Source organism: Plantactinospora sp. A48 (genome assembly GCF_055793945.1).
Window position 1 is genome coordinate 150,208 of the sequence record NZ_JBTIXF010000001.1, and the last position, 22,699, is coordinate 172,906.

Genomic DNA, 22,699 nt, shown 5'->3' on the forward strand with positions numbered 1-22,699 from the left:
CGGGCATGGAGATCCATCCGTTGGCGGTGCTCGATGCGTACCGGATCGTCCCGAGCCGGCTGGAGGACGCGCGAGGCTGCTTCTACGAGTCCCTGCGCTGCGACAGCCTGCTGGCGGCCACCGGACACGCCTTCACCCCGCGGCAGGCGAACTTCTCGGTCTCCCGCCGCGGCACGCTGCGCGGCATCCACGGCGTGCGGCTCCCACCGGGACAGGCGAAGTTCGTCAACTGCGTCCGGGGCGCGGTGCTGGACATCGTGGTCGACCTGCGGCTCGACTCGCCGACGTTCGGCGCCCACGCGGTCAACCTGCTGGACGCCACCGGTGGCGCGGCGGTGTTCGTGGCGGAGGGACTGGGACACGGATTCCTGGCGCTCACCGACGACACGTGCGTGGGGTACGTGTGCTCCACCACCTACGTGCCGGGCACGCCGCTGGAGGTGAACCCGCTCGACCCCGAACTGGCGCTGCCGTGGGGGCTCACCGAGCCGCCGTTGATGTCCCGCAAGGACGCGGAGGCGCCGGGGCTGACCGAGGCGATCCGGACCGGCCTGCTGCCGACGTACGCGCAGTGCCGCGCGCACTACACCGCCCAGCGCCGCGCCTACCAGGCCGGCCAACTCCGCCCCGAGCACGACGAGGCCCAGCACCCGGTGCTGCGCTGAACACAGTCGGCGGCGGCCGGAAGCTTCGCTTCCAGCCGCCGCGATGGGGAAAGGAAGGGCCCCCTGTTATCGCTTTTCGTATAGGAAGGGCCCCCTGTTAATTAACGGCCCGGCCCGGCCCAGCGCGGCCCGGCCCAGCCCGGCACGGCGCGGCTCAGGCGGCCCGGTCCGGGGGTGCGGACCGGGCCGCCCGGTTCACCGGGCCTGGGCCAGGAACCGGCCGTTGACGAAGGCGACGAACGCCGCTGGCGTGTCGACCTCGCCGATCACGTCGTCGGGCAGCGACACCCGGAACTCCCGCTCCACCCGGGCGGCCGTCTCCAGCAGGGCCAGGGAGTCGTAGCCGAGCTGGTCGAACGCGGTCTCGCCGATGTCGCCGTCGAGGTCGACGCCCTCGTCCTCGCCGGCGCACTCACGCATGATCCGCTTCAGGTCGTCGATGGTGAACTGGCTCATCTGGAACCCCTCTCCTCGGTGTTCGCCGCCCCGGGACCCTCGTCCCGGCCGGCCTCGTCGTGGTACGTCTCCCGACCGTCGCGCAGTACGACGGCCGCGTTGAACCCGCCATGGCCGCGGGCGAGCACCAGGGCGGTACGCACCGGCATCCGCCGTGCCGTGGTGACCAGGTCGATCTGGTGGCCGGGTGCGAGGTCGCCGACGTTCACGGTCGGCGGTACGACGCCGGCCCGCATCGCCAGCAGCGCCGTGGCGACGTCCAGGGCGCCCGCACCGGCACCGAGCCGCCCGGTCATCGACTTGGGCGCGGTGACCGGCACCCCGCACGGCCCGAACAGCTTCTCCAGCGCCTGCGCCTCCGCCTGGTCCGCCTCCGGCCAGCCGGCCGCGTCGGCGAAGACGACGTCGATGTCGTCGGGGAGCACGTCCGCCTGCGCGAGCGCCTGCGCGGCCGCCCGACCCAGCCCGTTTTCCCGACCGGAGCCCGGTGGCGGGTCGAAGGTTGCCGCGTACCCGGCGATCTCGCCGTAGTTGCGTGGTGCGCCGCGCCGGCGTGCGGCGGCCGCGTCCTCGACGATGAGTACGGCGCCGCCCTCCCCGATCACCCCGCCGGTGGCGTCGGCGCCGAACGGGCGGTACGCCGTGGCCGGGTCCCGGCGCCGGCTGAGCTGGCCGCTGGGTAGCTGCGAGACCAGGCCCATCGGGCACAGCGACGAGTCCACTCCCGCCATGATCACCGCCGGGGTGCCGTCCCGGACCAGCCGCCGGGCGTGGCCGACCGCGTCCAGCCCGCCGGCCTGGTCGGTGACCAGTGCGGCGGCCGGCCCGCGCAGCTTGTGCCGGATCGAGATCTGACCGGTGTTCACCGCGTAGAACCAGGAGAACGACATGTACGCGCTGACCGTCCCGGGGCCCTGCGTCCAGAGCTTCTGCAACTCGCGCTGGCCGAACTCGAAGCCGCCGGCCGAGGCGGAGGTGACCACACCGAAGTCGAAGTCGCGCCGCCCGTCGACGGTCAGCTCGGCGTCGGCCAGCGCCCACTCGGTGGCCACCAGCGCCAGCTGGGTCATCCGGTCGGTCTGCGGGATCAGCCGGCCGGGCAGGTGCTCGGCCGGGTCGAAGCCGGTGATCTCGCCGGCCAGGCGTACCGGGTAGGTGCTCGCGTCGAACCGGCTGATCGGCCCGATGGCCGCCGTACCGGCCGCGGTCGCGGCCCAGTGCGCCTCGGCGCCGACGCCGGTGGGCGCCAGTACACCCAACCCGGTGACCACCGCCCGGGTCACCGGGCCACCGCCTCGGGGCGGGAGAGCAGCATGGCGCTCTGGAAGCCGCCGAATCCGCTGCCCACGTTCAGTGCCACGTCCACGGTCCACTCCCTCGCGTGCAGGGGCACGTAGTCCAGGTCAAGTTCGGGGTCCTGTTCGTGCAGGTTCGCCGTGGGCGGGACCATCCCGTGTGTGATGGCCAGCGCGCAGGCGGCGGTCTCGATGGCGCCGATCGCGCCGAGCGAGTGGCCCACCATCGACTTGATGGAGCTGGCGGGCGTCCGGTAGGCGTGGGCGCCGAGGCTCCGTTTGACCGCCGCGGTCTCGTGCCGGTCGTTCTGCTTGGTGCCGGTGCCGTGCATGCTCACCCAGCCGACCTGCTCGGGCCGTACCCGGGCCCGGTCCAGCACGACCCGGATGGCCTCGGCCATCTCCCGGCCGTCGGCCTGGAGCCCGGTCATGTGGAAGGCGTTGGCCCGGGTGGCGACGGCGTCGATGGTCGCGTAGATCCGGGCGCCCCGGCGGCGGGCGTGTTCCAACTCCTCCAGGACGAACATCGCGGCCCCCTCGCCCAGCACGAACCCGTTGCGACTGACGTCGTACGGGCGCAGCGCGTGCTCGGGGTCGTCGTTGTGCGCCGAGGTGGCTTTGATGGCGTCGAAGCAGGCCACCGTGATCGGCGCGATCGGCGCCTCGGTGCCACCGGCGATGACCACGTCCGCCTCGTCGTCCCGGATGAGCTGGCAGGCGTGGCCGATGGCGTCGATCCCGGCCGTGCAGCCGTCGGACACCACCGACACCGGTCCCTCGGCGCCGACCTGCCAGGCCACCTCGGCCGCCAGCGAACTCGGCACGAAGTAGTCGTAGAGGTGTGGCACGGCGTATCCGGGGTCGACGTGCCACCGTTGGCCCCCGTCGGAGAGCACCAGGTACTCGTTCTCCAGCTTGATGGTGCAGCCGACGGCGCTGCCGACGGTCACCCCGGTCCGGGTCGCCGCCACCTCCCCGGTGGACAGGCCGGAGTCGGCCAGGCACTCCCGGGTGCAGACCACCGCGAACTGTGCCGCCCGGTCCATCCGGCGGATCTCCTGCGGGCTGAGGCCGTGCTCGGTTGGTTCGAAGTCGCACTCGGCGGCCATCCGGGACCGGAAGGGCGTCGGGTCGAAGGTGGTGATCGTGCGGGTGGCGCTGCGCCCGGACAGGATGCGGTTCCAGAAGGCATCGGTGCCGATGCCGCCCGGAGCGATCACGCCGATCCCGGTTATCGCGACACGTCGGGTCATGCCGTCTCCTCTCCTCCGTCGTCCGCCCGGCGGTTCGACGTCTCGTCGAGCGTCCCGGCCGGCGGTGGGGGCGGCATCGAGCCGGCCTGGAGGCGGTGCGGTAGCGGTCAGCGGGACGGTCGGGCCGGCACAGCGGACCGATCCGACTCACCCGGCCGGTCAGCGATGCGGGGTGAACCGGCCGTACCGGCCGTGGTGGTAGACCAGCGGCGGGTCCGGCCGGGGATGTTCGGCACCGATCAGGAGCCCGACCACGAGGACGTGGTCGCCGAGCGGCACGACCCGGTGGCGACGGCAGATCAGCTGTGCCGCCGCGCCGTCGAGCAGCGGCAGCCCGTACCGCTGCCGGTGCCACCCGGTCAGCGCGAACCGGTCCACGTCCCGCCGGGCGAAGACGGTGGCCACCTCCGCCTGGTCGGCGGCGAGCACGTTCACCGCGAAGTGGTCGGCGGCGCACAGCCGGGCCCGGCTGCCCGAGTCGCGGTCGACGCAGAACGACACCAGCGGCGGCGACTGGCTGACCGAGGTGAACGAACTGGCGGTCATCCCCGTGGGACCGTCGGCCACGGTGACCACCACCACTCCGGCCGCGCACCTGGCCAGCGCCCGGCGGAACTCGTCGGGTTCCAGGCCGGGCGGCGGCTCCGGATGCGCCACGGACCGGCCGGTACCGCCACTGAGCTCCTCGATGAACACGGCCGCCTCCCTCCCGACGGCCCGTCCAGCCGTCGCCGGCCCGCACATCGTGGCCGGCCGTCCTAAAGGCCCGGTGGAGGACGGGACTCGCCGTTGCCGCGCCGTACCGGCCGGGACCGCCACACCCCGACGGACCGGGACCACACCGACGGACCGGGACCCACCGACTGGCCGGGACCCACCGACTGGCCGGGACCCGCCCCTGGTCGGGGCAGACCGGCGGGTGGCGGGTGGTTACCCGTGGCCGCCGTGTACGCCGGGGCGGGGCGAGCTGATCAGGTCCGACTGGAGCGCCTTGTTCACCGCGTCGATCCGGGACACCGCGCCCAGTTTGCTGAAGATGTTGCTCAGGTGGCGCTTCACCGTCGCCTCGGTCACCCGGAGCCGGGAGGCGATCTGCGCGTTCGTCAGGGCCTGGGCGGCGAGTTCCAGGACGTCGAGTTCCCGGGCCGAGAGTCCGGGGTCGGCCGGTGCCGAGCGCACCCGGGCCAGGCTCTGGCGGGAGACGCCCAGGATGATCCGGTCGTCGCGCCGCCGGACGGCCCGGATCGCCGAGATCAGCTCCTCACGCCGGGCGCTCTTGAGCAGGTAGCCCCGGATGCCGAGGGCCAGCAACCGCTGCAGCAGGTGCGGCCCGTCGTACATGCTCAGGATGATGATCTCGGTCTCGGGCGCGGCAGCGCGCATCCGTTGGACGGTGGTCACCACGTCGTCGCCGACGATCTCCACGTCGAGCAGCACCACGTGCGGCCGCAGCGCGGTCACCGTGGCCACGGCGCTCGCGCTGTCACCGGCCTCGCCCACCACCCGCAGGTCGGGTTCCACTTCGAGGATGCCGCGGATTCCCTCACGCACGAGCATGTGGTCGTCCACCAGCACCAGTCGGGTCGGCCCCTCGTCCACCTCACGCCTCCCCCAACGGCACCAGCAGTTCCACCACGGTCCCCCGGCCGGGCGCACTCTCGACGTTGACCGTGCCGCCCAGCAGCGCGACCCGTTCGCGCATCGACGCGATGCCGGCCCGGGAGGCCGGCACCTCGCGAGGGTCGAAGCCGGCCCCGTCGTCGCGTACGGTTCCCCGCAGTTCGTCCGGGGTGATGTCGACCCGTACCAGCAGGTGGCCGGCGTCGGCGTGCGCCACGACGTTGCGGACGGCCTCGCGCAGGATGAGGAACGCCTCGTTGCGGACCTCCGGCGAGGCCCAGTGCTCGTCGCCGTTCACCTCGATGTGCGCCGCGAGTTCCGGCCGCTGCGCCGAGTCGAGGAAGCGTTGGATCTCCTTCTCCAGGCTGTCCAGCGACTCACCCACCCGCAGGTTCGAGATCACCTCGCGGATCGCGTCGAGGGTCTCCCGCAGCGCGTCGTAGGCGACCCCCACCCGGGCGACCGCGTGCACCGGCTGGCTCTCCCGGTAGATGTTGAACAGTTCGAGGTTGCGGTGCGCGACGGTTACCCCGTACCCGATCCGGTCATGGACCTCGCGGCTGATCCGGCGGCGTTCCTCGACGTACGCGCCGTGCAGCCGGTTGAGCAGGAACCCGCCGTACGCGTCGGCGGCCTGGCCGAGCGCCCGGACCAGCACGGCGTTCATGGTCAGGGCGATGAGCAGGGTCTGTTCGGAGCGGTCGGCGGCGTCTCGGACGGTTTCGTCGACGGACCGCAGCAGCACGTCGAACAGGGCGCCGGCGGCCCGCAGGGACTCGCCCGGGTGGAAGCCCTGGGCGGCTCGGGTGGCGCCGATGTCGGCGGCCAGGGTGCGCCGCACCGCCTCCTTGTGCTGCCCGGTCAGTTCGTCCAGAAGGTCGTCCAGCAACGCCCCCGCGTGCGCGATGATCTGCCGGCGCGAAACCTCGCTGCGGAACAGCGGGCTGTCCTCTTCCGCGAGGCGACGCTCGAACGACGCCATAATGTCCGGATGTGCCGCTCTGAGCGAGGACGCCAGCGCCGGAGACAAGCCCTGCCATTCACTTTCGGCCAACGCCGGTCTCCTCGCCCGCGATGATGCGATTGCGATGAGATTAGCGGTGGGTTCTCAGGAGGGCAACATCAGGCCGGTAATCATAAGGACACCATTAACCACATATTGGGTCGTCATAAATGCGCGGTACGGCAACCGGCGCCGGGTACGGCTGCCGCGCGAGAGAGGGCTGCGGGTCAGCGCCGCCACCACTGTCGCACCGACCAGCATCGTGAGTGCCGGCCAGACCAGCGCCGGCGCGAATACCGCGGAGGTCGCGGTGAAGCCGAGGCCGACCGTCACGGCGTTGCCGGCCACCAGCCGGCGGGCCCGGGCGTCCCCCTTGACCAGCGCGGTCGTCCGGCAGCCCGCCGCGGCGTCGCCCGTCGTGTCGGAGAAGTCCTTGGCCAACGCGCCGACCAGGCCCATCCATAGCGACATCACTACCGCGAATATGGTCAGGTCGGCGTTTATTCGTACTGATCCATAAAGGCTGGCCCCGGCGAGAAATGTGAGCAGTCCGCAGATGATCACGGTTGCGCCGGCCCCGCCGGACGACCGCTTGAGCCGTACCGGTGGTGCGCAGTACGCGTAGCCGAGCAGCAGCGAGATCCCGACGAACACCGGATACGGCCCGCCGAGCGCGACCGCGCCACCCAGCGAGGCCAGCCCGGTGCCGGCGGAGACCACGACCGCGAACCCCCGGGACAGTTCGCCCGAGGCGATCGGGCGGGCGGATCCGTTGAGCCGGTCCTCCACCACGTCCATCACGCCGTCGAACAGGTACGCCGAGACGACCGCCAGCTCCCAGGTGGTGGCGGCGAGCGCCAGTCGGCCCAGCGGCACCACGACACCGACCGGACGGGTCAGCACGAAGCCGGCGACCAGGCGCAGCAGGAAGATCATCTGAACGGACGGGCGGGCTTCCACCAGGCAGGACCGGAGGTTACGTGGAAGCGACCAGATTGGGCGTGTGACGGTAGGAGCAGGGTTCAGTACATCCACCGACATATCTATAAGGTATCCGTCCCGCCCCGCCGGTCAATGGCACTACGACCAAAGTTGTAGCGCGACCTACATCCCCGGGCCAACGCACTACATCGATACGTCAACGACACCGCACCCTCCGTGTAGTTCATCTTGAAGAGGCGACGACCGTCACTCTAGGGTACGAATCCAGAGAGCCACCGGCGAACGCGGTCCAGCGTTGGTTCTTACCCGGTTTTCCGAATCCTAAACGTTAACCCGGAGGAAACAGCCATGCTCAATTTCAAGGTGCTCGGTCCGCTTCAGGTCGTCAATTCGTCCGGTGCCGTTCACACACCCACCGCCCCCAAGGTACGCCAGGTTCTCGCCCTGCTTCTGCTCCGGGCGAACCAGGTGGTGCCGGTCGACTCGCTCATCGAGGAGCTGTGGGGCGAGGAGCCGCCACAGAGCGCCGTCACCACCGCGCAGACCTACATCTACCAGCTCCGCCGCGCGTTCGGACGGTCGGCGGTCACCCCGGGACGGGCCGACTGGCTGATCACCACGCCGCCCGGCTACCTCATGTACGCCACCGCCGAGCAGGTCGATGCCAACGCCTTCCACGACCTGTCCTGGCAGGGTCGCCAGCTGCTCGACGGCGGACGCACCGCGGAGGCGGCCACGATGCTGCGGCGCGCCCTCGACCTCTGGTCCGGGCCGAGCCTGGCCAACGTGCTCACCGGCCGACACCTCCAGGCGCACGCCGTACACCTGGAGGAGGAGCGGTTGCGCACCCTGGAGTTGCGGATCCTGGCCGACGCCGAGCTGGGCCGGCACCACGAGCTGATCGGCGAGTTGCGCGGACTGGTCTCCGCCCACCCGCTCAACGAGTGGTTCCACGGCCAGCTGATCGCCGCACTGAGCCGGTGCGGGCGGCGCAGCGAGGCGCTGGGCGCGTACCAGCACCTGCGCACCGTGCTCAACGACCAGCTCGGCCTCGACCCACAGCCGGAACTGCAACGGCTGCAACGCGAGGTGCTCACCTCGGGCGCCCCCGAGGCTCCCGTTTTCGGCCTGCGGATGCGGCCGTCGCTGGCCGCCGCCTCGTGACCCGGCGGCGACGTCGGACCGGCGAGCGGAGCGAGCCATGACCAACCGCCAACGCCCGAGCGGGATGCCCAACCACCGGTACCGGCCGTACCCGGTCCTGGACCTGCCCGCGCGCCGCTGGCCCGACGCCCGGCTGACGGCGGCACCCCGGTGGTGCGCCGTGGACCTGCGGGACGGGAACCAGGCGCTGCCCGAGCCGATGGGAGTGTCCCGGAAACGGCGGATCTTCGAGCTCCTGGTAAAGATCGGATTCAAGGAGATCGAAGTCGGCTTTCCGGCCGCGAGTCAGGCCGACTTCGACTTTGTCCGGCTACTGATCGAAGAAGACCTAATTCCGGACGACGTGCAGATCTCGGTGCTCACCCAGGCCCGGGAGGAACTCATCGAGCGCACCGTCCGCAGCCTCACCGGCGCGGACCGGGCCACCATTCATCTGTACAACGCGACGAGCCCGCTGTTTCGCCGGGTCGTGTTCGGGATGAGCCGGGCCGAGTGCCTCGATCTCGCCACCGACGGAACACGGCAGATCATGAAGTACGCCGAGGAGTTGCTGCCGAACACCGCGCTCGGATACGAGTACTCCCTTGAACACTTCGTCGACACCGAGCCGTCGTTCGCGCTCGCGGTCTGCGAATCCGTCACCGACGCCTGGAGCCCCGACCGGGACCGGGAGCTGGTGTTGAACCTGCCGGCCACCGTGGAGCGGAGCACCCCCAACCGGTACGCGGACCTGGTGGAGTGGCTCGGTGACCGGCTGAGCCGGCGCGCCGAGGTGTGCCTGTCGCTGCATCCACACAACGACCGGGGCACCGGGGTGGCCGCGGCCGAACTCGGGCTGCTGGCCGGCGCCGACCGGGTCGAGGGCTGCCTGTTCGGCAACGGCGAGCGGACCGGCAACGTCGACCTGGTGACGCTGGGGCTGAACCTGTTCACCCAGGGCGTCGACCCGCAGATCGACTACTCCCGCCTCGACGAGATCCGCCGGACCGTGGAGCACTGCAACCAGTTGCCGGTGCCGGAGCGGCACCCGTACGCCGGCGACCTCGTCTACACCTCGTTCTCCGGGTCGCACCAGGACGCCATCGCCAAGGGCCTCACGGCGCTGTCCCGGGACGCGGCGGTGGCCGGCACCCCGGTGGCCGAACATCCGTGGAACATCCCGTACCTTCCCGTCGATCCCCGGGACGTGGGCCGCTCCTACCAGGCCGTGATCCGGGTCAACTCGCAGTCCGGCAAGGGTGGCGTGGCGTACCTGATGCGGACCGAGCACCAGTTGGACCTGCCGCGCCGGTTGCAGATCGAGTTCTCCGCGGTGGTCCAGCGGTACACCGACGACCGGGGCGGCGAGGTGAGCGCGGAGCGGCTGTGGGAGATCTTCACGGACCACTACCTGACCGAACGCTGGCTCGCGCTCCGCTCGTACGCCACGGCGCCGGAGGACGACGGGGTACGGGTGAACGCCGGAATCGATCTCGACGGCACCGCCCGAACGGTGACCGGACACGGCAGCGGCCCCATCGAGGCGTTCGTCCAGGCCCTCGCCGGGATCGGCCTCGACGTGCGGGTGCTGGACTACGCCGAGCACGCCCTCGCGACCGGCGCCGACGCGCGGGCGGTCGCGTACGTCGAGTGCCGGACGCCCGACGGCACCCGGTGGGGTGTCGGGATCGACGGCGATCTGGTCAGCGCCTCGCTGAAGGCGACGGTGAGCGCGATCGCCCAGGCCCCCCGACCGGGCACGCTCACGGGCCGCGCCGCCGCGACCCCGGCCGACCCCCGGTCCCCCGCCGCCGGATGACCCCCCGGGGTGATCCGGCCGAGCGGGCCGGATCACCCCATGCGGTGTTTCCCGCCGCGTGTCCACCGACCACTCGGGCCGTCGACTTGCCACGGGCAGTACGGTCTGGGGGTGGCGACGGTACTGCTGGTCGAAGACGATCACGTCGTCCGCGGTGCGATGCTGCGTTCCCTGGCCGACCGGGGCCATGCCGTGCACGCGGTCGGCACGGCGCTCGACGCCCTGCGGCGGGTCGCGGCCGAGACTCCGGACCTGGTGGTGCTCGATCTGGGGCTGCCGGATCTGGACGGTGCGGACGCTCTGCGGATGCTCCGGGGCATCACGGACATCCCCATCATCATCGCCACAGCCCGGGACGACGAGCAGGCCATCGTCCGGCTGCTGCGGGCCGGGGCCGACGACTACATGGTCAAGCCGTTCACCGGCGCCCACCTCGACGCCCGGATCACCACCGTGCTGCGCCGGGCCGGCCGGGCCAGCCGCGCGGTCACCCCCGCCGTGCACCAGGTCGGCGGCCTGCGGGTGGACGTCGGGGAACGCAGCGCGACGCTGGACGGCGAGCCCCTCGCGCTGACCCGCAAGGAGTTCGACCTGCTGGCCTATCTGGCGGCCCGACCCGGGCGGGTAGTGTCCCGCCGGGAGCTCTTGGAGGAGGTATGGCGGCAGCCTTCGGTCGGCGAGGACCAGACAATCGACGTACATCTGTATTGGCTGCGCCGCAAAATGGGCGAGTCCGCAGCGAAGCCCCGCTACCTGCGCACCGTGCGGGGGGTCGGATTCCGGTTGGTGGCACCGGACTGAGGTTGGCCCTGGCCTACCTCGGGGCCGGCATGGCCACGATCATCGCACTGGTCTTCCTCATCCCGCTCGGCATCTCGTGGCAGGACGGGGTCCGGGAACAGGTTCTGGCCGACGCCGCGCGGCGCAGCGCCACCGTCACCGGCGCGCTGGCGGTCAGTCGGGACCCCAGGGTCATCCGCAAGGTGCTGGACACCGCCGGCGGGGACCCGACCCGGCGGCCGGTCGTGCACGGGTTGGACACCGGGGGCGTCGTGCGGGCCGACGCGGACGCCGTGGAGCGGGCCAAGGCACAGGGCGAGCCCATCCTCGTACCGGTGACCGGCGGCCTGGTCCGGCTGGAACCCGTACCGCTTGGGCCGGAGACCGGCGTTGTGGAGGTCTTCGTCCCGAGTGCCGACCTCGACCGCGGGGCGGGTGGCCGTTGGCTGGTGCTCTGCGCGATCGCCCTGGGTCTGGTCGTGGCCACCGTGGTGGTGGTCGACCGGATCGCCGCGCGGGCCGTCACCTCGGCCCGGGAACTCGTCCAGGCCGCGCTCGCGGTCGGCGACGGCGACCTGGGGGTACGGATCCAGCCCAGCGGCCCGCGCGAGCTGGCCGAGGCGGGGTACGCCTTCAACCGGATGGCCGACCGGCTGGTGGTGTCCCGCACCGACGAGCGGGAGCTCGTGGCCGACCTGTCGCACCGGCTGCGCACCCCGTTGACCGTGCTGCGGCTCGATGCCGACGCGCTGGACTCCGACGACACCAGCGTCGGGTTCTTCACCGAGGCCGAGTTGGACCGGCGCCGCACGATCCGGCGGATCCGGCAGGCCATCGTGACCCTGGAAGGCGAGATCGACGTCCTGATCAACACCACCCGCAAGACCGTCGCGGCCCAGGAGGCCGGGCCCGGGATGTGCGACGCGAGCGAGGTGGTCCGGGACCGGATGGTCTTCTGGGCCGCGCTGGCCAGCGACCAGAACCGGACGTACCAGGTGCTCGGCGCCCAGCTACGGATCCCGGTGGCCGTGCCCCGCGCCGAACTGGCGGCGGCGCTGGACGCCGTGCTCGGCAACGTCTTCCGGTACACCCCGCAGGGCACCGCGTTCGAGGTCGCGGTCTCCCGCCGGGACGGCTACGTCGCCATCCGGGTCGACGACGCGGGCCCGGGCATCGCCAACCCCGACCGCGCGCTGCGGCGGGGTGCCAGCGACCAGGGCTCCACCGGCCTCGGGTTGGACATCGCCCACCGGGTGGCCCGGCAGGCGAACGGGTCGGTCAGCATCGCCCGCGCCCGGCTGGGCGGCGCGAGTGTCGTCATGCTGCTGGCGGACCCGGAGGCGACGCCCCGGCAGGTCAGCCGGTTCGGTCTGGTCGGCCGGCTGGCCCGGGAGCGCGAATCCGGACGACGCTGGCCCCGGCCGCGTGGCCGGCAGGAGTGACCGACTGACCAAGCGGTCAATTCTCTACCCTTGCGCAAGTTCTCCTTAGGTCTGGATTAACCGCGCACCGGGGCAGGCTTCGGACTGGCAACATCGCAGGAGATCCCAACCGCTCCACCGGGCCAGACGCCGTCGGCGACTTCCTCTCCGGTGTGGGCGGAACAGCGCGCGGCGAGGCCGGGTACCCCACACCAGGCCCCCGTCGCGCGCATCGCCGGAAACGGCCCCGGATCGCTGACCCGGCGCGGCCGCCCGCAGCACCCCGCGCCGGGTCAGCCTCCGAGATCCGCCCCGCCCGGGGCTCTGCCCACCGGAACCGCCCCGCCCGGGGCTCTGCCCACCGGATCCGCCCCGCCCGGGCTCTGCCCACCGGATCCGCCCCGCCCGGGGCTCTGCCCACCGGAACCGGCCCGCCCGGGACAGCGGGCTCGGCACCGGGCGGCGCGGGCCGGTCAGGCCAGGACGGCCTCGGTGTAGGCGTCGATCTCGGCGAGGATCCGGTCCCGGTCGGCGACCGGCAGGAACGACTGGGTCACCCCGGCTCGGGCCAACCCCGCCACCTCCGTCGGGCCGTAGCCGAGCAGCCGCCCGGCCACCAGGTACTCGTCGTTGAGTGTGGTGCCGAACATCGGCGGGTCGTCCGAGTTGATCGACACGGGCACCCCGGCGGCGAGCAGCGCCGGCAGCGGGTGCTCCTCGATCGCGGCCACGGCGCGGGTCCGGACGTTGGAGGTGGGGCAGACCTCCAGCGGGATCCCCCGCTCGGCCAGGTGCTCCAGCAACCGGGGGTCGCTGGCGGCCGAGATTCCGTGGCCGATCCGCTCGGCGCCCAGGTCCCGCAGGGCGTCCCAGATGGTTTCCGGTCCGGTGGTCTCCCCCGCGTGCGGGACCGACCGCAGGCCGGCGGCGCGGGCCTTGTCGAAGTACGGCTTGAACTGCGGTCGCGGCACGCCGATCTCAGGACCGCCGAGACCGAAACTGATCAGGCCGTCGGGCCGCTGCTCCAGGGCGATCCGCAGCGTCTCCTCGGCGGCCGGCAGCCCGGCCTCGCCCGGGATGTCGAAGCACCAGCGCAGCACCACGCCGAAGTCCGTCTCGGTCCGGCGCCGGGCGTCCTCAATGGCCGCGCAGAACTCCTCGGCCGGCACGCCGCGCCGCACGTGCGAGTAGGGCGTGATGGTCAGCTCGGCGTACCGGACGTGTTGCCGGGCCAGTTCCCGGCCGATCTCATAGGTGAGCAGCCAGACGTCGTCGGCGTCCCGGACCAGGTCGACGACGCTGAGGTACACCTCGACGAAGTGCGCGAAGTCGCGGAAGGCGAAGTAGTCGGCCAGCGCCGCCGGGTCGGCCGGCACCGGGGTGCGACCCTCGTGCCGGGCCGCCAGCTCGGCGACGATACGCGGCGAAGCGGAGCCGACATGGTGTACGTGCAGTTCCACCTTCGGCAGTCCGGCGACGAAGGCCGTCAGGTCGGTCACGGGATCTCCTCACACGGATCGGGTCGGTGGGCAGGTTACCCGGCCGGCCGGGCGACCACGAAGACACGCCGAAAGGGAAACGCCACCAGCCCGCTCCGGTCGGGGTAGGCCGCGACGAGCAGTTCGGACAGCTCGGCCCGGAAGTCCGACCAGTCCGAGCCGGCCCCGAGGACGGCCCGCACCGGGCGCAGGGCGGTGCCGTCCAGCCAGCGCAGCACCGGATGCTCGGCCCCGTCGGCCGGCAACAGATGCAGGTACGTCGTCTCCCAGGCGTCCACGACGCACCCCGCACCGGTCAGCAGTTCGGCGTACCCGGCCGGGTCGGAGACCGGATCGGACCGCAACAGCGGTGCCACCCGGTCCCGCCAGCGCGGCCGGGCGGCGACCTCCCGCAGGGCCCGGTGGGACGGCGCGGCGAAGTTGCCGGGGACCTGCACGGCGAACCAGGCCCCGGCCGGCAGGTCGGCCACCCAGGACCGGAACAGCTCCTGGTGCCCGGGTACCCACTGGAACAGCGCGTTCGCCACCACCACGTCGGTACGCGGTCCGGGACGCCAGCCCCGGACGTCACCGACGACGAACTCCACCGACGCGCCCAGCCCGGTCGCCTTGTCGATCATCTCGGCCGAGGAGTCCAGGCCGATGACCCGCGCCCCGGGCCAGCGGGCGGCCAGGGTGGCGGTCTGGGTGCCGGGGCCGCAGCCCAGATCCACCACCTCACGGGGTTCCTCGGCACCGACCCGGGCGAGCAGGTCCACGAACGGCCGGGACCGCTCGTCGGCGTACCGTTGGTAGGTTTCCGGATCCCACACGGCGCCTCCTCAGAAACCGTACGTACGTCTTGTGAGAGACTACGATGGGTCCTCGGCGAGCGCAACCGGCCCGTCAACTCGACGACCGACCGTCGCCGGGAGATCCTGGTCCGGGTACAAGAAGCTCCGGGTACGCGAGATCAGGGGGGATCCGGATGAAGGGGTGGCTTCCGCTGGCCGTCGGACTGCTGGCCGTCGTGGTGGGAGCGGTGTGGACGGTGCAGGGCCTCGGCTACCTCGCCGGCAGCATGATGAGCGGCGAACGGGTGTGGGCGATCGTGGGACCCGCCGTGCTGCTCGGCGGGCTGACGCTGCTCGTGGTCGGCCTGCGTAGGCGAGGCCGACGCCTGCCCTGAGCGCGCCACACCGGCCGGGCCGGCAGCGCCATCGACACGGCCCGCCGGGCCGCCGGTACAGCCCGCCGGACTGGCGGCACCACCGGTACAGCCCGCCGGACTGGCGGCACCGGTACGACGACAGGCCCCGCATCCGGAGGTCCGGATGCGGGGCCTGTCGGTGGTCCCTGGTTCGGATCCCGGCCGCGACCGGGTGCCGGATCAGATGGGGCGGACCTGCTCCGCCTGCGGGCCCTTCTGGCCCTGGGCGATCTCGAACTCCACCCGCTGATTCTCCTCCAGCGTGCGGTAGCCGCTGGTTTGGATGGCCGAGAAGTGGACGAACACGTCAGCACCCCCGCCGTCGACGGTGATGAAGCCGAAGCCCTTGTCTGCGTTGAACCACTTCACGGTTCCCTGCGCCATGTGTATCTCCTTCTAAAACTGGCGGCCGAGCACGCCGTGCGGCCGGTTGGCCGTTTTCGAGCAGCGGCGCCTGAGGCGGCCCCCACGAAGGAGGACTTCTCTCAACCCACGCCATCTCGCAACAGCGTGGAACAGCAAACCACGTACGCAAAAACTTCGCACAGCCTACCCGAGGAAATTCTCCGACATGTGACCTGACGAACGACCTCCCGCCGCCTGGGACACCCACAGGACAACGCGAACCGGCCCCGATCCACCAGGTACGGCGGGTCGGGACCGGGGGTCACCAGCTCAGTCCGGCCAGTGGCCGGTCAGTCGGCGAACCCCGACGGCTCCGCCACGATCGACGGCGGCGCGCACCACCGCGAAGATCGCCCCCTGGAGGGCGGCGGCGGCCAGCACCTCGCCCCAGCCACGTTCCTCGTCGGTGGCGTTGGGGGCGTCACCGTCCCCGGCAGCGACCTTCCAGACCTGCTTGAACACCGCACCGGCCACCAGACCGGCGGCCATGCCGAGCAGCAGCCCGACGGGCTTGTAGGCAACCTTGTTGATCGCCTTGCTCACCTGCGCCTCCCTCGTACCACCAGCACCACGGCGACCAGGGCCAGCACCCCGGCGGCCACGGCCGCCCACGGCACCGGGTCACGCCGGACCGCCTCGGCGGTCTGGCCGGCCTGCTCGCGTACCCGTTCGGTGCGCTGCGCCGCCTGCTCCCGTACCCGGGCCTTGGTCTGCGCCGCCGACTCCTTCAGCCGCGCCTTGACGTCCGCCTTGGCGGCCAGCGCCTGCACGGTCTCACCCAGCTCGACCCGGGTCCGCTGGATCTCCGCGCGCAGCGCCGCCGGATCCTGTTTGCCGTTGTTGACGCTCATGCCCGCCTCCCGTCCTTGACCGCCGTGGTGACCGCGTTGACGTCAGCCCGCAGGCTATCGGCTGCCGCCGATGGTACGGGAGGCACCGCGCGACGGACCTGTTTCCGGCCGATCAGGGCCAGCACACCCGCCACCACGAAGAGCAGCACGGCGACGATCAACGCGGCCAGCCAGCCGGGGAGGACGAGCGCCAGCAGCATGATCGCGGCCGCGACCAACGCGCCGAGGCCGTACAGGGCCAGTGCGCCGCCCCCACCGAACAACCCGACTCCGATACCCGCGTGCTTGCCCTTCTCGGCCAGCTCCGCGCGGGCCAGGGCCAGCTCGTCCCGGACCAGCGTCGAAATCTGCTCGGTCGCCCGCTGCACCAGTTCGGCGGCGGACTGCTCGGCGACCGGTCGCGATCGACCGCCCTCGACGACATCGGCCATGATGCCCTCCTTTCCACGTCCCCGGGCTGTATGCCCCGGCTGTGCGCTGGTCAATCCTGGCCACAGGACACGGTCTGGTGGGTCCCGAAACGCCGATCCGGCGGATCTACCGCCGGATCGGACCCCAACCACGTCAGGTCAGCCCGGCGTCCCCGGCGTCAGCCCGGCGTCCCCGGCCCGACGGACCGCTCGGTGGTCACGGCCGGACTGCTCCGGCGGGGCCCGGCCCGCCGGTGGTCACGGCCGGGTGGCCGCGTCGACGGGCTCCTCGGGACCGACGAAGACGTTGCTCCGCGCCTCCCCGTCATCGCTGCCGCCGAAGACCCGCGCGTCGTCCGGCACGTCCGACTCCGGACGCTGGGTCGGTCGCCGGGGCTGCACCCACTGCCAGGGCAGGTGGCTGCCGGCGTCACCCAGCTCGGTGCGTACCCGGGGCATCGCCACCGGCCGCTGGTCCCGGATCCAGCCCACCAGGTGTTCCCGGACCAGGCAGCGCAGGTCCCACAGCCGCCCGGCGTCGGCGGCGCTGACCAGGGCGCGGACCCGGACCATCCCGGCCACCGCGTCGGTGACCTGGAGGACGCAGACCCGCCCGTCCCACAGGTCGGTGCCCTCGACCAGCCGGCGCAGCTCCTCCCGCATGGCCTGCACCGGCACCGCCCAGTCGACGTCGAACTCCGCTGTGCCCAGCACCGCCGCCTGGGTCCGGGTCCAGTTCTGGAACGGCGTGGTGGTGAAGTACGAGGTGGGCAGCACCAGACGGCGGTCGTCCCAGATGTGTACGACCACGTAACTGAGGGTCAGCTCCTCGATCCGGCCCCACTCCCCCTCGACCACCACCACGTCGTCCAGCCGGACCGCGTCGCTGAACGCCAGTTGCAGGCCGGCGAAGACGTTGCCGAGCACGCTCTGCGCGGCCAGCGCGGCCACCGCGCCGATCACCCCGGCGGAGGCCAGCACGCTGGTGCCGATGCCGCGTACGGCGGGGAAGGTCATCAGCATGACGCCGATGGCCAGGATGACGATCACCGCCACCGTGAGCCGGCGCAGCAGGTTCATCTGGGTCCTGAGCCGCCGTGCCTGGCGGTTGTCCGGCACGTCGGTGCGGAACCGGGCCAGCGCGGTGTCCTCGACCGCCAGCAGCAGGGAGGCGACCAGCCAGGAGGTGGTGGCGATGATGAGCAGGACGAGGAAGTGCAGCAGCGTCTGTCGCCACCCGGTGCCGATGGCGAACTGCCCGGTGCCGATCCGGATGGCGACCTGGACCACGAAGACCGTCGCGGCCACCTGGAACGGCCGGTGGGTGTGGTCGGCCAGCTCGGTCATCAGCTGCGAGCGTTTGCCGAGCGTCCGGGTCGCACGGTGGATGATCTCCACCACCAGCAGGGCGATGGCCGCGGCACCGGCCGCGGCCACGAGCGTCCACAGAATGGGCTGCACGAGGTTGTCGTCTCCTTCTCTGGAACCGGGAAAGGGTCGGCGGCACCCAAGGATGCCCCGACCCTTTCCCGACCGTCCAGGTCAACCGCCCTGCGCCGGATCACCTCCGCCAGGTCACACTCCGCCAGGTCACACCTTGCGGTAGCGGGCCTGGATCACGCAGAAGGCGGCGAAGGCCGCGATGCCCAGGGCCACGAGGGCCAGCAGGAACGGCCCGTACGGCTTGTCGGCCAGGGTCCGCAGCGCGGCATCCAGACCGCGGGCCTTGTCCGGGTCGTAGCGCACGGCGGCCGTGACCACCAGCACACCGGCGATCGCCAGCGCGGCACCCTTGGCGACGTACCCGGCCATGCCCAGCCGGCGGGCCAGCGTCCGGGTGTGCTGGTTCATCCGCTCGGTGTGCAGCTTCTTCTCGAACTTCTTCTTGACGCCGTAGATCGCCATCCCGAACCCGAGCGCGAGCACACCCAGTCCGATCAGGCCGACCAGCAGCCGTCCGCCGGTGTTCGACATGAGCTGCTGGGACAGTGCCTCCTGCTTGTCCGCGCTGGACTGCTGGGCGTCGTTGACCACCTTGAAGGCGGTCCAGGCGAACCAGGCGTACACCACGGCCCGGGCGCCCGAGGCGACCCGCTCGAACGTACGCGACCGGCCCTGTTCGGCCAGGTGCCCGACGGCGGCCTCCAGCAGCTGCCACAGCGCCATGGCCGCCATGCCGACACCGATGACGATCAGCAGGGTCTCGCCCAGCGGCTTGCCGGCCAGCGTCTGCATGGCGCCGGTCTGGTCGCCCTCCTGGCCGGTGCCGCCGAACGCGATCTGCAGGGCCAGCCACGCGAAGAGCAGGTGGATGATCCCGTAGCCGATGAAGCCCGCGCGGGCGAGCAGCTCCAGCGGCTTGCTGTTCGCCGCCCGGGACGCGGTGGCGTGGGTACCAGAGGTGACTGACATGGCCCGGAGAATCACCGGTCGGGCCGGTTTTCAAACGTGCCCGGTGATCCGACCGGCACAAAGAGTGTGAATCCCTCCGGCGGGTCCGTCAGGAACTGGCGGCGGGTCCGTCAGGAACTGGGCGACCGGCCGATCCGGATCACCGCCTGCTGGTCGTTCACCGCCTCGGCCGAGACGTACAGGCCGGCGACCCGGGCGGCCCGCTCTCCGGTGGAGAGCACCAACTGCTCCCCCGCCACCTCCACGGTGACCGTGTCACCGTCGGCGCCGACCAGCCGGGCATCCACGCCCAGCACACTGGTTTCGGCCGTCATCCCGCGGTCGAAGGTCACCAGGCAGGAGTCGAGGCCACACTCGGTCTCGGTGTTCTGACCACCGCAGCCGGCGAGCACCGCGGCACCGAGGGTCAGACCCGCCAGCAGCCCGGCGGTCGGGCCCGGTCGGCGGGGCCGACGCGGGGCGGGGACCCGGACGGACCCCGCCCGGGGAACCGAGCGGGAGTCCGGAGCGGCGGCCCGCGCGGAACGGCCGGGGTTCGACACCGGTGTCCGGGGAGCCGGCGCCGTGGTCGGCCGGGTCGGGGAGTCGGCCGGCTCGGGATCGGGCATCGGGGGGCTGCTGCCTCGGATCATCGGACCAGGGTACGAGCACCGCCCACCGGTCACCCAGCGCCGGCATCCCGCCGAGGTGCTGCCGGTCGGCCCCGAGCCGCGCGATCCCACTCGTGGTTGCCCTCGTGATCCGCTCATGGTTGCCCTCGTGATCCGCTCGTGGTTGCCCTCGTGGTCCCGCTCGTGGTTGTCCTCGTGGTCCCGCTCGTGGTCCGACTCGTTAGGAGGGGGCCCTTCCTATACGAAAAGCGATAAGAAGGGGCCCTTCCTTGCGGGCGGGGCGGGCACAATGGCGCGATGAGCATGCTCGTCGAGGACAACCCCGCCCAACACCGGTTCGAGATCCTGGTGGACGACAGTCTGGCCGGCATCGCCGTCTACGAGCAGCGTCCTGGCGTGGTGATCTTCATCCACACCGAGGTGAAGCCCGCGTACGAGGGCAAGGGGGTCGGGAGCGTACTCGCCAAGGGCGCCCTCGACCAGGTACGCGAGCGCGGCGAGCGGGTGGTGGCGCGCTGCCCGTTCATCGCGGCGTACATCAAGCGCCACGCCGAATACCAGGACCTGCTGACCGACGAGGGCTGACCCGCGCGGCGCCGCGCCGACCGCCACGCCGATCGCCCGTGGTGGTCGGTGCGGCGGGCGTGGCAGAGTGCGGACATGGACCAGATCCGGCTCGCCGCGACCGCCGACACGAGTTGGTACGACATCCCGGGTGTCCGAATCATCGGCGCCATCGCCGGCGCGCTGCTGCTGGTGGCGGCGATCCGGTCGATGTTCGGCAAGGGCAGGTGAGCGGACCGCCCGGTCGCGACAATTCGCTACCGACGTTCATATTCTTCGATTAGCTTGGCCGTGGGACGGTACCCGACGGAGGGAGCTCCTCGTGGGACGAGCGTTGGTGGCGGCCACCACCGCCCTGGCCATGTCGATCGTCACGGTCGCCGGCACCTGCGGTACGGCCACGGCCGGCACCGCGACCACCGCCGGGGGCACCACGGTCGGCGGCACGACCACGGCCGGCGGCACCGCGACCACAACTGCCGGCACTGCGACCACAACTGCCGGCACCGCGGCCATGGTTGGCGGTGGACCCGGCGGCCCGGCGGGCCGGGGCCGGACGCATCGGCTGGCACCGCAACCCGGTAGCCCCGGCATCGGCGACAGCTACTACCCGGACTACGGCAACGGCGGGTACGACGTCGAGCACTACGACATCCGACTCAGATACGACCCGGCGACCGACCAGCTCAGCGGCACCACCACGATCCTGGCCCGGGCCACCCAGGACCTGTCCCGGTTCGACCTGGACTTCCTGCTGGACGTCTCGTCGGTCCGGGTCAACGGTTGGGTGGCCGGACACGCCAGGTCGGGCGGGCACGAGCTGGTGGTCACCCCGGCCCGCGCGGTGGAGCGGGGTCAGGCGTTGACCATCGTGGTCACCTACAGCGGTGTGCCGTCCACCGTGAAGTACCAGGGTTACACCTCCTGGACCCGGACCGCCGACGGCGCGCTCGCGGTGAACGAACCCGAGATCGCCTGGTGGTGGTACCCGAGCAATGATCATCCCCTGGACAAGGCGACCTTCGACGTCTCGGTCGCGGTGCCCGACGGGGTCGAGGTGATCAGCAACGGGGTCCAGCCGGCCCCGCCGGTCCGCGAGCCACGCGGCCAGACCCGGTGGAGTTGGCGCAGTGCCAGGCCGCAGTCGACGTACCTGACCTTCCTGGCGATCGGCCAGTACGACATCGTCACCGACACCGCCCCCGACGGCCAGCCCGTGGTCAACGCGTACAGCACCCGGCTCGGCGAGTTGGACGGCGCGGCCCGGGCCAGCGTCGAACGCACCTCCGAGATCGTCGACTGGGAGAGCGAGGTGTTCGGTCCGTACCCCTTCGAGGCCCGGGGCGGGGTGGCCGGTCCCCCGGACGGCGTCCGTTTCGCGCTGGAGGCGCAGACCCGCCCGGTGTACGGGCCGGGTTTCTGGCGGCGCGGCGCCAACACCTACGTCATCGCCCACGAGAACGCCCACCAGTGGTTCGGCGACTCCGTCGCGGTGGCGGACTGGCGGAACATCTGGCTGCACGAGGGCTTCGCCAGCTACGCCGAGTGGCTGTGGTCGGAGCGGCAGGGCGAGGGCACCGCGCAGGAGGTCTTCGACTACACGTACGCCTCGTACCCGGCCGACGACCCATTCTGGCAGGTGTTGCCGGGTGACCCGGGCGCGGACGACCTCTTCGACGACGCCGTCTACGACCGTGGCGCGATGGCGCTGCACCAGCTGCGGCTCGCGGTCGGCGACGACGACTTCTTCCGGATCCTGCGCGCCTGGACCTCCGACCGGCGGTACGGCAACGGCACCATCGAGCAGTTCGAGGCGCTCGCCGAGCAACTGTCCGGTCAGGACCTGACGGCGCTGTTCACCACGTGGCTGTTCACTGCGGGCCGGCCCGAGTTGACCGGCGCCGGAGCCCGCGCCTGGACCGCGCCGGCCCAGCCGAAGTCCTGGCCGAAGCTGCGCCAGGCCCGGCACGAACTGCTGACCCGCTAGCGCCCGCGGACCACGACTACCTGCTGACGCTGTCCACGGCTACCTGCCGTTCACGGCTGCTGCTGTCCACGGCTACCTGCCGTTCACGGCTACCTGCCGTTCACGGCTGCTGCTGTTCACGGCTATCTGCCGTCCGCCGCTATCTGCCGCCCACGACCGTCGCTGACGGCGACCCATGGCTTCACTGACGGCACCCCGGCTCTACCGACAGGCCCCGGTTCCACCGACAGGTCCCGAGCCGATTCATCACCCTCAGTGATCAACCACGCCCACCAGCGGCAACCCCACCGCCAGGCTTTGCAATGCTTCCCTCCCGGCGACAGGCACGCACCGTCACCTCACGCCGAATGCCGTCCGGAGAACAGCACCAACAA

At 71.8% G+C, this 22,699-nt stretch carries 25 protein-coding genes; 9 read left to right on the forward strand and 16 right to left on the reverse strand.

From position 1 onward, the window contains the following. Positions 1-5: 5 nt before the first annotated feature. The gene (locus ACXN5W_RS00705; RefSeq protein ID WP_473156116.1) at positions 6-665 is read left to right on the forward strand and encodes a dTDP-4-dehydrorhamnose 3,5-epimerase family protein; all 660 of its coding nucleotides are present in this window, start codon (positions 6-8) and stop codon (positions 663-665) included. A gap of 195 nt (positions 666-860) precedes the next feature. Here the strand turns inward: ACXN5W_RS00705 and ACXN5W_RS00710 are convergent, their stop codons facing one another. From ACXN5W_RS00710 to ACXN5W_RS00740, 7 genes are all read right to left on the reverse strand, one after another. Then, entirely contained in the window at positions 861-1,121 is a 261-nt protein-coding gene (locus ACXN5W_RS00710) for an acyl carrier protein (protein ID WP_473156117.1), read from the reverse strand. Beyond that, a complete protein-coding gene (locus ACXN5W_RS00715; protein WP_473156118.1) occupies positions 1,118-2,404 on the reverse strand; it encodes a ketosynthase chain-length factor in 1,287 nt (428 codons plus the stop codon). Before ACXN5W_RS00715 ends, ACXN5W_RS00710 begins: the two co-directional genes overlap by 4 nt. After that, positions 2,401-3,669, reverse strand: coding sequence for a beta-ketoacyl-[acyl-carrier-protein] synthase family protein (locus tag ACXN5W_RS00720; protein ID WP_473156119.1), 1,269 nt, complete (start codon positions 3,667-3,669; stop codon positions 2,401-2,403). Before ACXN5W_RS00720 ends, ACXN5W_RS00715 begins: the two co-directional genes overlap by 4 nt. Before the next feature lie 159 nt (positions 3,670-3,828). Further along, entirely contained in the window at positions 3,829-4,365 is a 537-nt protein-coding gene (locus ACXN5W_RS00725) for a flavin reductase family protein (RefSeq protein ID WP_473156120.1), read from the reverse strand. Between the two features lie 234 nt (positions 4,366-4,599). Then, positions 4,600-5,268: a response regulator gene (locus ACXN5W_RS00730; RefSeq protein ID WP_473156121.1), complete on the reverse strand. Its 669-nt coding sequence runs from the start codon at positions 5,266-5,268 to the stop codon at positions 4,600-4,602. Position 5,269: 1 nt separating this feature from the next. Next, on the reverse strand, positions 5,270-6,271 hold the full coding sequence (locus ACXN5W_RS00735) for a sensor histidine kinase (protein ID WP_473156122.1): 1,002 nt from the start codon (positions 6,269-6,271) through the stop codon (positions 5,270-5,272). A 126-nt stretch (positions 6,272-6,397) separates the two neighbouring features. After that, a complete protein-coding gene (locus ACXN5W_RS00740; RefSeq protein WP_473156123.1) occupies positions 6,398-7,252 on the reverse strand; it encodes a UbiA family prenyltransferase in 855 nt (284 codons plus the stop codon). A 330-nt stretch (positions 7,253-7,582) separates the two neighbouring features. Between ACXN5W_RS00740 and ACXN5W_RS00745 the strand changes: the two genes are divergently transcribed. From ACXN5W_RS00745 to ACXN5W_RS00760, 4 genes are all read left to right on the forward strand, one after another. Beyond that, complete coding sequence (locus ACXN5W_RS00745; protein ID WP_473156124.1) at positions 7,583-8,398, forward strand: AfsR/SARP family transcriptional regulator; 816 nt, start codon at positions 7,583-7,585, stop codon at positions 8,396-8,398. A 37-nt stretch (positions 8,399-8,435) separates the two neighbouring features. After that, positions 8,436-10,196, forward strand: a complete 1,761-nt coding sequence (leuA, locus tag ACXN5W_RS00750) for a 2-isopropylmalate synthase (protein WP_473156125.1) — start codon at positions 8,436-8,438, stop codon at positions 10,194-10,196. 111 nt (positions 10,197-10,307) lie between these two features. Next, the gene (locus ACXN5W_RS00755; RefSeq protein WP_473156126.1) at positions 10,308-10,997 is read left to right on the forward strand and encodes a response regulator transcription factor; all 690 of its coding nucleotides are present in this window, start codon (positions 10,308-10,310) and stop codon (positions 10,995-10,997) included. Positions 10,998-11,026: 29 nt separating this feature from the next. Further along, entirely contained in the window at positions 11,027-12,418 is a 1,392-nt protein-coding gene (locus ACXN5W_RS00760) for a HAMP domain-containing sensor histidine kinase (RefSeq protein ID WP_473156127.1), read from the forward strand. Between the two features lie 452 nt (positions 12,419-12,870). Here ACXN5W_RS00760 and ACXN5W_RS00765 read toward each other — a convergent pair whose 3' ends face one another. Together ACXN5W_RS00765 and ACXN5W_RS00770 are read right to left on the reverse strand one after the other, a co-directional pair. Continuing rightward, on the reverse strand, positions 12,871-13,896 hold the full coding sequence (locus tag ACXN5W_RS00765; RefSeq protein ID WP_473156128.1) for an adenosine deaminase: 1,026 nt from the start codon (positions 13,894-13,896) through the stop codon (positions 12,871-12,873). A 35-nt stretch (positions 13,897-13,931) separates the two neighbouring features. Continuing rightward, positions 13,932-14,708 carry a trans-aconitate 2-methyltransferase gene (locus tag ACXN5W_RS00770; RefSeq protein WP_473156129.1) on the reverse strand — a complete coding sequence of 259 codons (777 nt, stop codon included), beginning with the start codon at positions 14,706-14,708 and terminating at the stop codon, positions 13,932-13,934. Between the two features lie 155 nt (positions 14,709-14,863). On the opposite strand from ACXN5W_RS00770, the gene ACXN5W_RS00775 reads away from it, so the two are divergent. Beyond that, positions 14,864-15,064: a hypothetical protein gene (locus tag ACXN5W_RS00775; RefSeq protein WP_473156130.1), complete on the forward strand. Its 201-nt coding sequence runs from the start codon at positions 14,864-14,866 to the stop codon at positions 15,062-15,064. 201 nt (positions 15,065-15,265) lie between these two features. On the opposite strand, the gene ACXN5W_RS00780 is transcribed toward ACXN5W_RS00775, so the two are convergent. From ACXN5W_RS00780 to ACXN5W_RS00810, 7 genes are all read right to left on the reverse strand, one after another. Further along, complete coding sequence (locus ACXN5W_RS00780) at positions 15,266-15,469, reverse strand: cold-shock protein (RefSeq protein ID WP_007075740.1); 204 nt, start codon at positions 15,467-15,469, stop codon at positions 15,266-15,268. Between the two features lie 291 nt (positions 15,470-15,760). Next, positions 15,761-16,033, reverse strand: coding sequence for a DUF4235 domain-containing protein (locus tag ACXN5W_RS00785; protein WP_473156131.1), 273 nt, complete (start codon positions 16,031-16,033; stop codon positions 15,761-15,763). After that, the gene (locus ACXN5W_RS00790; RefSeq protein WP_473156132.1) at positions 16,030-16,341 is read right to left on the reverse strand and encodes a DUF3618 domain-containing protein; all 312 of its coding nucleotides are present in this window, start codon (positions 16,339-16,341) and stop codon (positions 16,030-16,032) included. Before ACXN5W_RS00790 ends, ACXN5W_RS00785 begins: the two co-directional genes overlap by 4 nt. Next, positions 16,338-16,772, reverse strand: coding sequence for a phage holin family protein (locus ACXN5W_RS00795; protein ID WP_473156133.1), 435 nt, complete (start codon positions 16,770-16,772; stop codon positions 16,338-16,340). The genes ACXN5W_RS00790 and ACXN5W_RS00795 overlap by 4 nt, the downstream gene beginning before the upstream one ends. A 237-nt stretch (positions 16,773-17,009) precedes the next feature. Continuing rightward, positions 17,010-18,212 (reverse strand): mechanosensitive ion channel family protein, encoded by a 1,203-nt coding sequence (locus ACXN5W_RS00800; protein ID WP_473156134.1) that lies wholly within the window; start codon positions 18,210-18,212, stop codon positions 17,010-17,012. A 129-nt stretch (positions 18,213-18,341) separates the two neighbouring features. Continuing rightward, positions 18,342-19,163, reverse strand: a complete 822-nt coding sequence (locus ACXN5W_RS00805) for a DUF1206 domain-containing protein (RefSeq protein ID WP_473156135.1) — start codon at positions 19,161-19,163, stop codon at positions 18,342-18,344. A 110-nt stretch (positions 19,164-19,273) separates the two neighbouring features. Next, positions 19,274-19,585 carry a hypothetical protein gene (locus ACXN5W_RS00810; RefSeq protein WP_473156298.1) on the reverse strand — a complete coding sequence of 104 codons (312 nt, stop codon included), beginning with the start codon at positions 19,583-19,585 and terminating at the stop codon, positions 19,274-19,276. A gap of 486 nt (positions 19,586-20,071) precedes the next feature. Between ACXN5W_RS00810 and ACXN5W_RS00815 the strand changes: the two genes are divergently transcribed. From ACXN5W_RS00815 to ACXN5W_RS00825, 3 genes are all read left to right on the forward strand, one after another. Then, complete coding sequence (locus tag ACXN5W_RS00815; RefSeq protein ID WP_473156136.1) at positions 20,072-20,359, forward strand: GNAT family N-acetyltransferase; 288 nt, start codon at positions 20,072-20,074, stop codon at positions 20,357-20,359. Positions 20,360-20,434: 75 nt separating this feature from the next. Further along, positions 20,435-20,569: a hypothetical protein gene (locus ACXN5W_RS00820; RefSeq protein ID WP_473156137.1), complete on the forward strand. Its 135-nt coding sequence runs from the start codon at positions 20,435-20,437 to the stop codon at positions 20,567-20,569. 283 nt (positions 20,570-20,852) lie between these two features. Further along, positions 20,853-22,325, forward strand: a complete 1,473-nt coding sequence (locus ACXN5W_RS00825; RefSeq protein WP_473156299.1) for a M1 family metallopeptidase — start codon at positions 20,853-20,855, stop codon at positions 22,323-22,325. Positions 22,326-22,699 lie beyond the last annotated feature (374 nt).

Bases quoted from the DNA above. Each gene is read 5' to 3' on its own strand.
- ACXN5W_RS00760 (WP_473156127.1), top strand. From the start codon at position 11,027: ATGGCCACGATCATCGCACTGGTCTTCCTCATCCCGCTCGGCATCTCG.
- leuA (WP_473156125.1), top strand. From the start codon at position 8,436: ATGACCAACCGCCAACGCCCGAGCGGGATGCCCAACCACCGGTACCGG.
- ACXN5W_RS00805 (WP_473156135.1), bottom strand. From the start codon at position 19,163: ATGTCAGTCACCTCTGGTACCCACGCCACCGCGTCCCGGGCGGCGAAC.
- ACXN5W_RS00795 (WP_473156133.1), bottom strand. From the start codon at position 16,772: ATGGCCGATGTCGTCGAGGGCGGTCGATCGCGACCGGTCGCCGAGCAG.
- ACXN5W_RS00720 (WP_473156119.1), bottom strand. From the start codon at position 3,669: ATGACCCGACGTGTCGCGATAACCGGGATCGGCGTGATCGCTCCGGGC.
- ACXN5W_RS00815 (WP_473156136.1), top strand. From the start codon at position 20,072: ATGAGCATGCTCGTCGAGGACAACCCCGCCCAACACCGGTTCGAGATC.
- ACXN5W_RS00825 (WP_473156299.1), top strand. From the start codon at position 20,853: ATGGTTGGCGGTGGACCCGGCGGCCCGGCGGGCCGGGGCCGGACGCAT.
- ACXN5W_RS00775 (WP_473156130.1), top strand. From the start codon at position 14,864: ATGAAGGGGTGGCTTCCGCTGGCCGTCGGACTGCTGGCCGTCGTGGTG.
- ACXN5W_RS00735 (WP_473156122.1), bottom strand. From the start codon at position 6,271: ATGGCGTCGTTCGAGCGTCGCCTCGCGGAAGAGGACAGCCCGCTGTTC.
- ACXN5W_RS00710 (WP_473156117.1), bottom strand. From the start codon at position 1,121: ATGAGCCAGTTCACCATCGACGACCTGAAGCGGATCATGCGTGAGTGC.
- ACXN5W_RS00780 (WP_007075740.1), bottom strand. From the start codon at position 15,469: ATGGCGCAGGGAACCGTGAAGTGGTTCAACGCAGACAAGGGCTTCGGC.
- ACXN5W_RS00790 (WP_473156132.1), bottom strand. From the start codon at position 16,341: ATGAGCGTCAACAACGGCAAACAGGATCCGGCGGCGCTGCGCGCGGAG.
- ACXN5W_RS00745 (WP_473156124.1), top strand. From the start codon at position 7,583: ATGCTCAATTTCAAGGTGCTCGGTCCGCTTCAGGTCGTCAATTCGTCC.
- ACXN5W_RS00705 (WP_473156116.1), top strand. From the start codon at position 6: ATGGAGATCCATCCGTTGGCGGTGCTCGATGCGTACCGGATCGTCCCG.
- ACXN5W_RS00820 (WP_473156137.1), top strand. From the start codon at position 20,435: ATGGACCAGATCCGGCTCGCCGCGACCGCCGACACGAGTTGGTACGAC.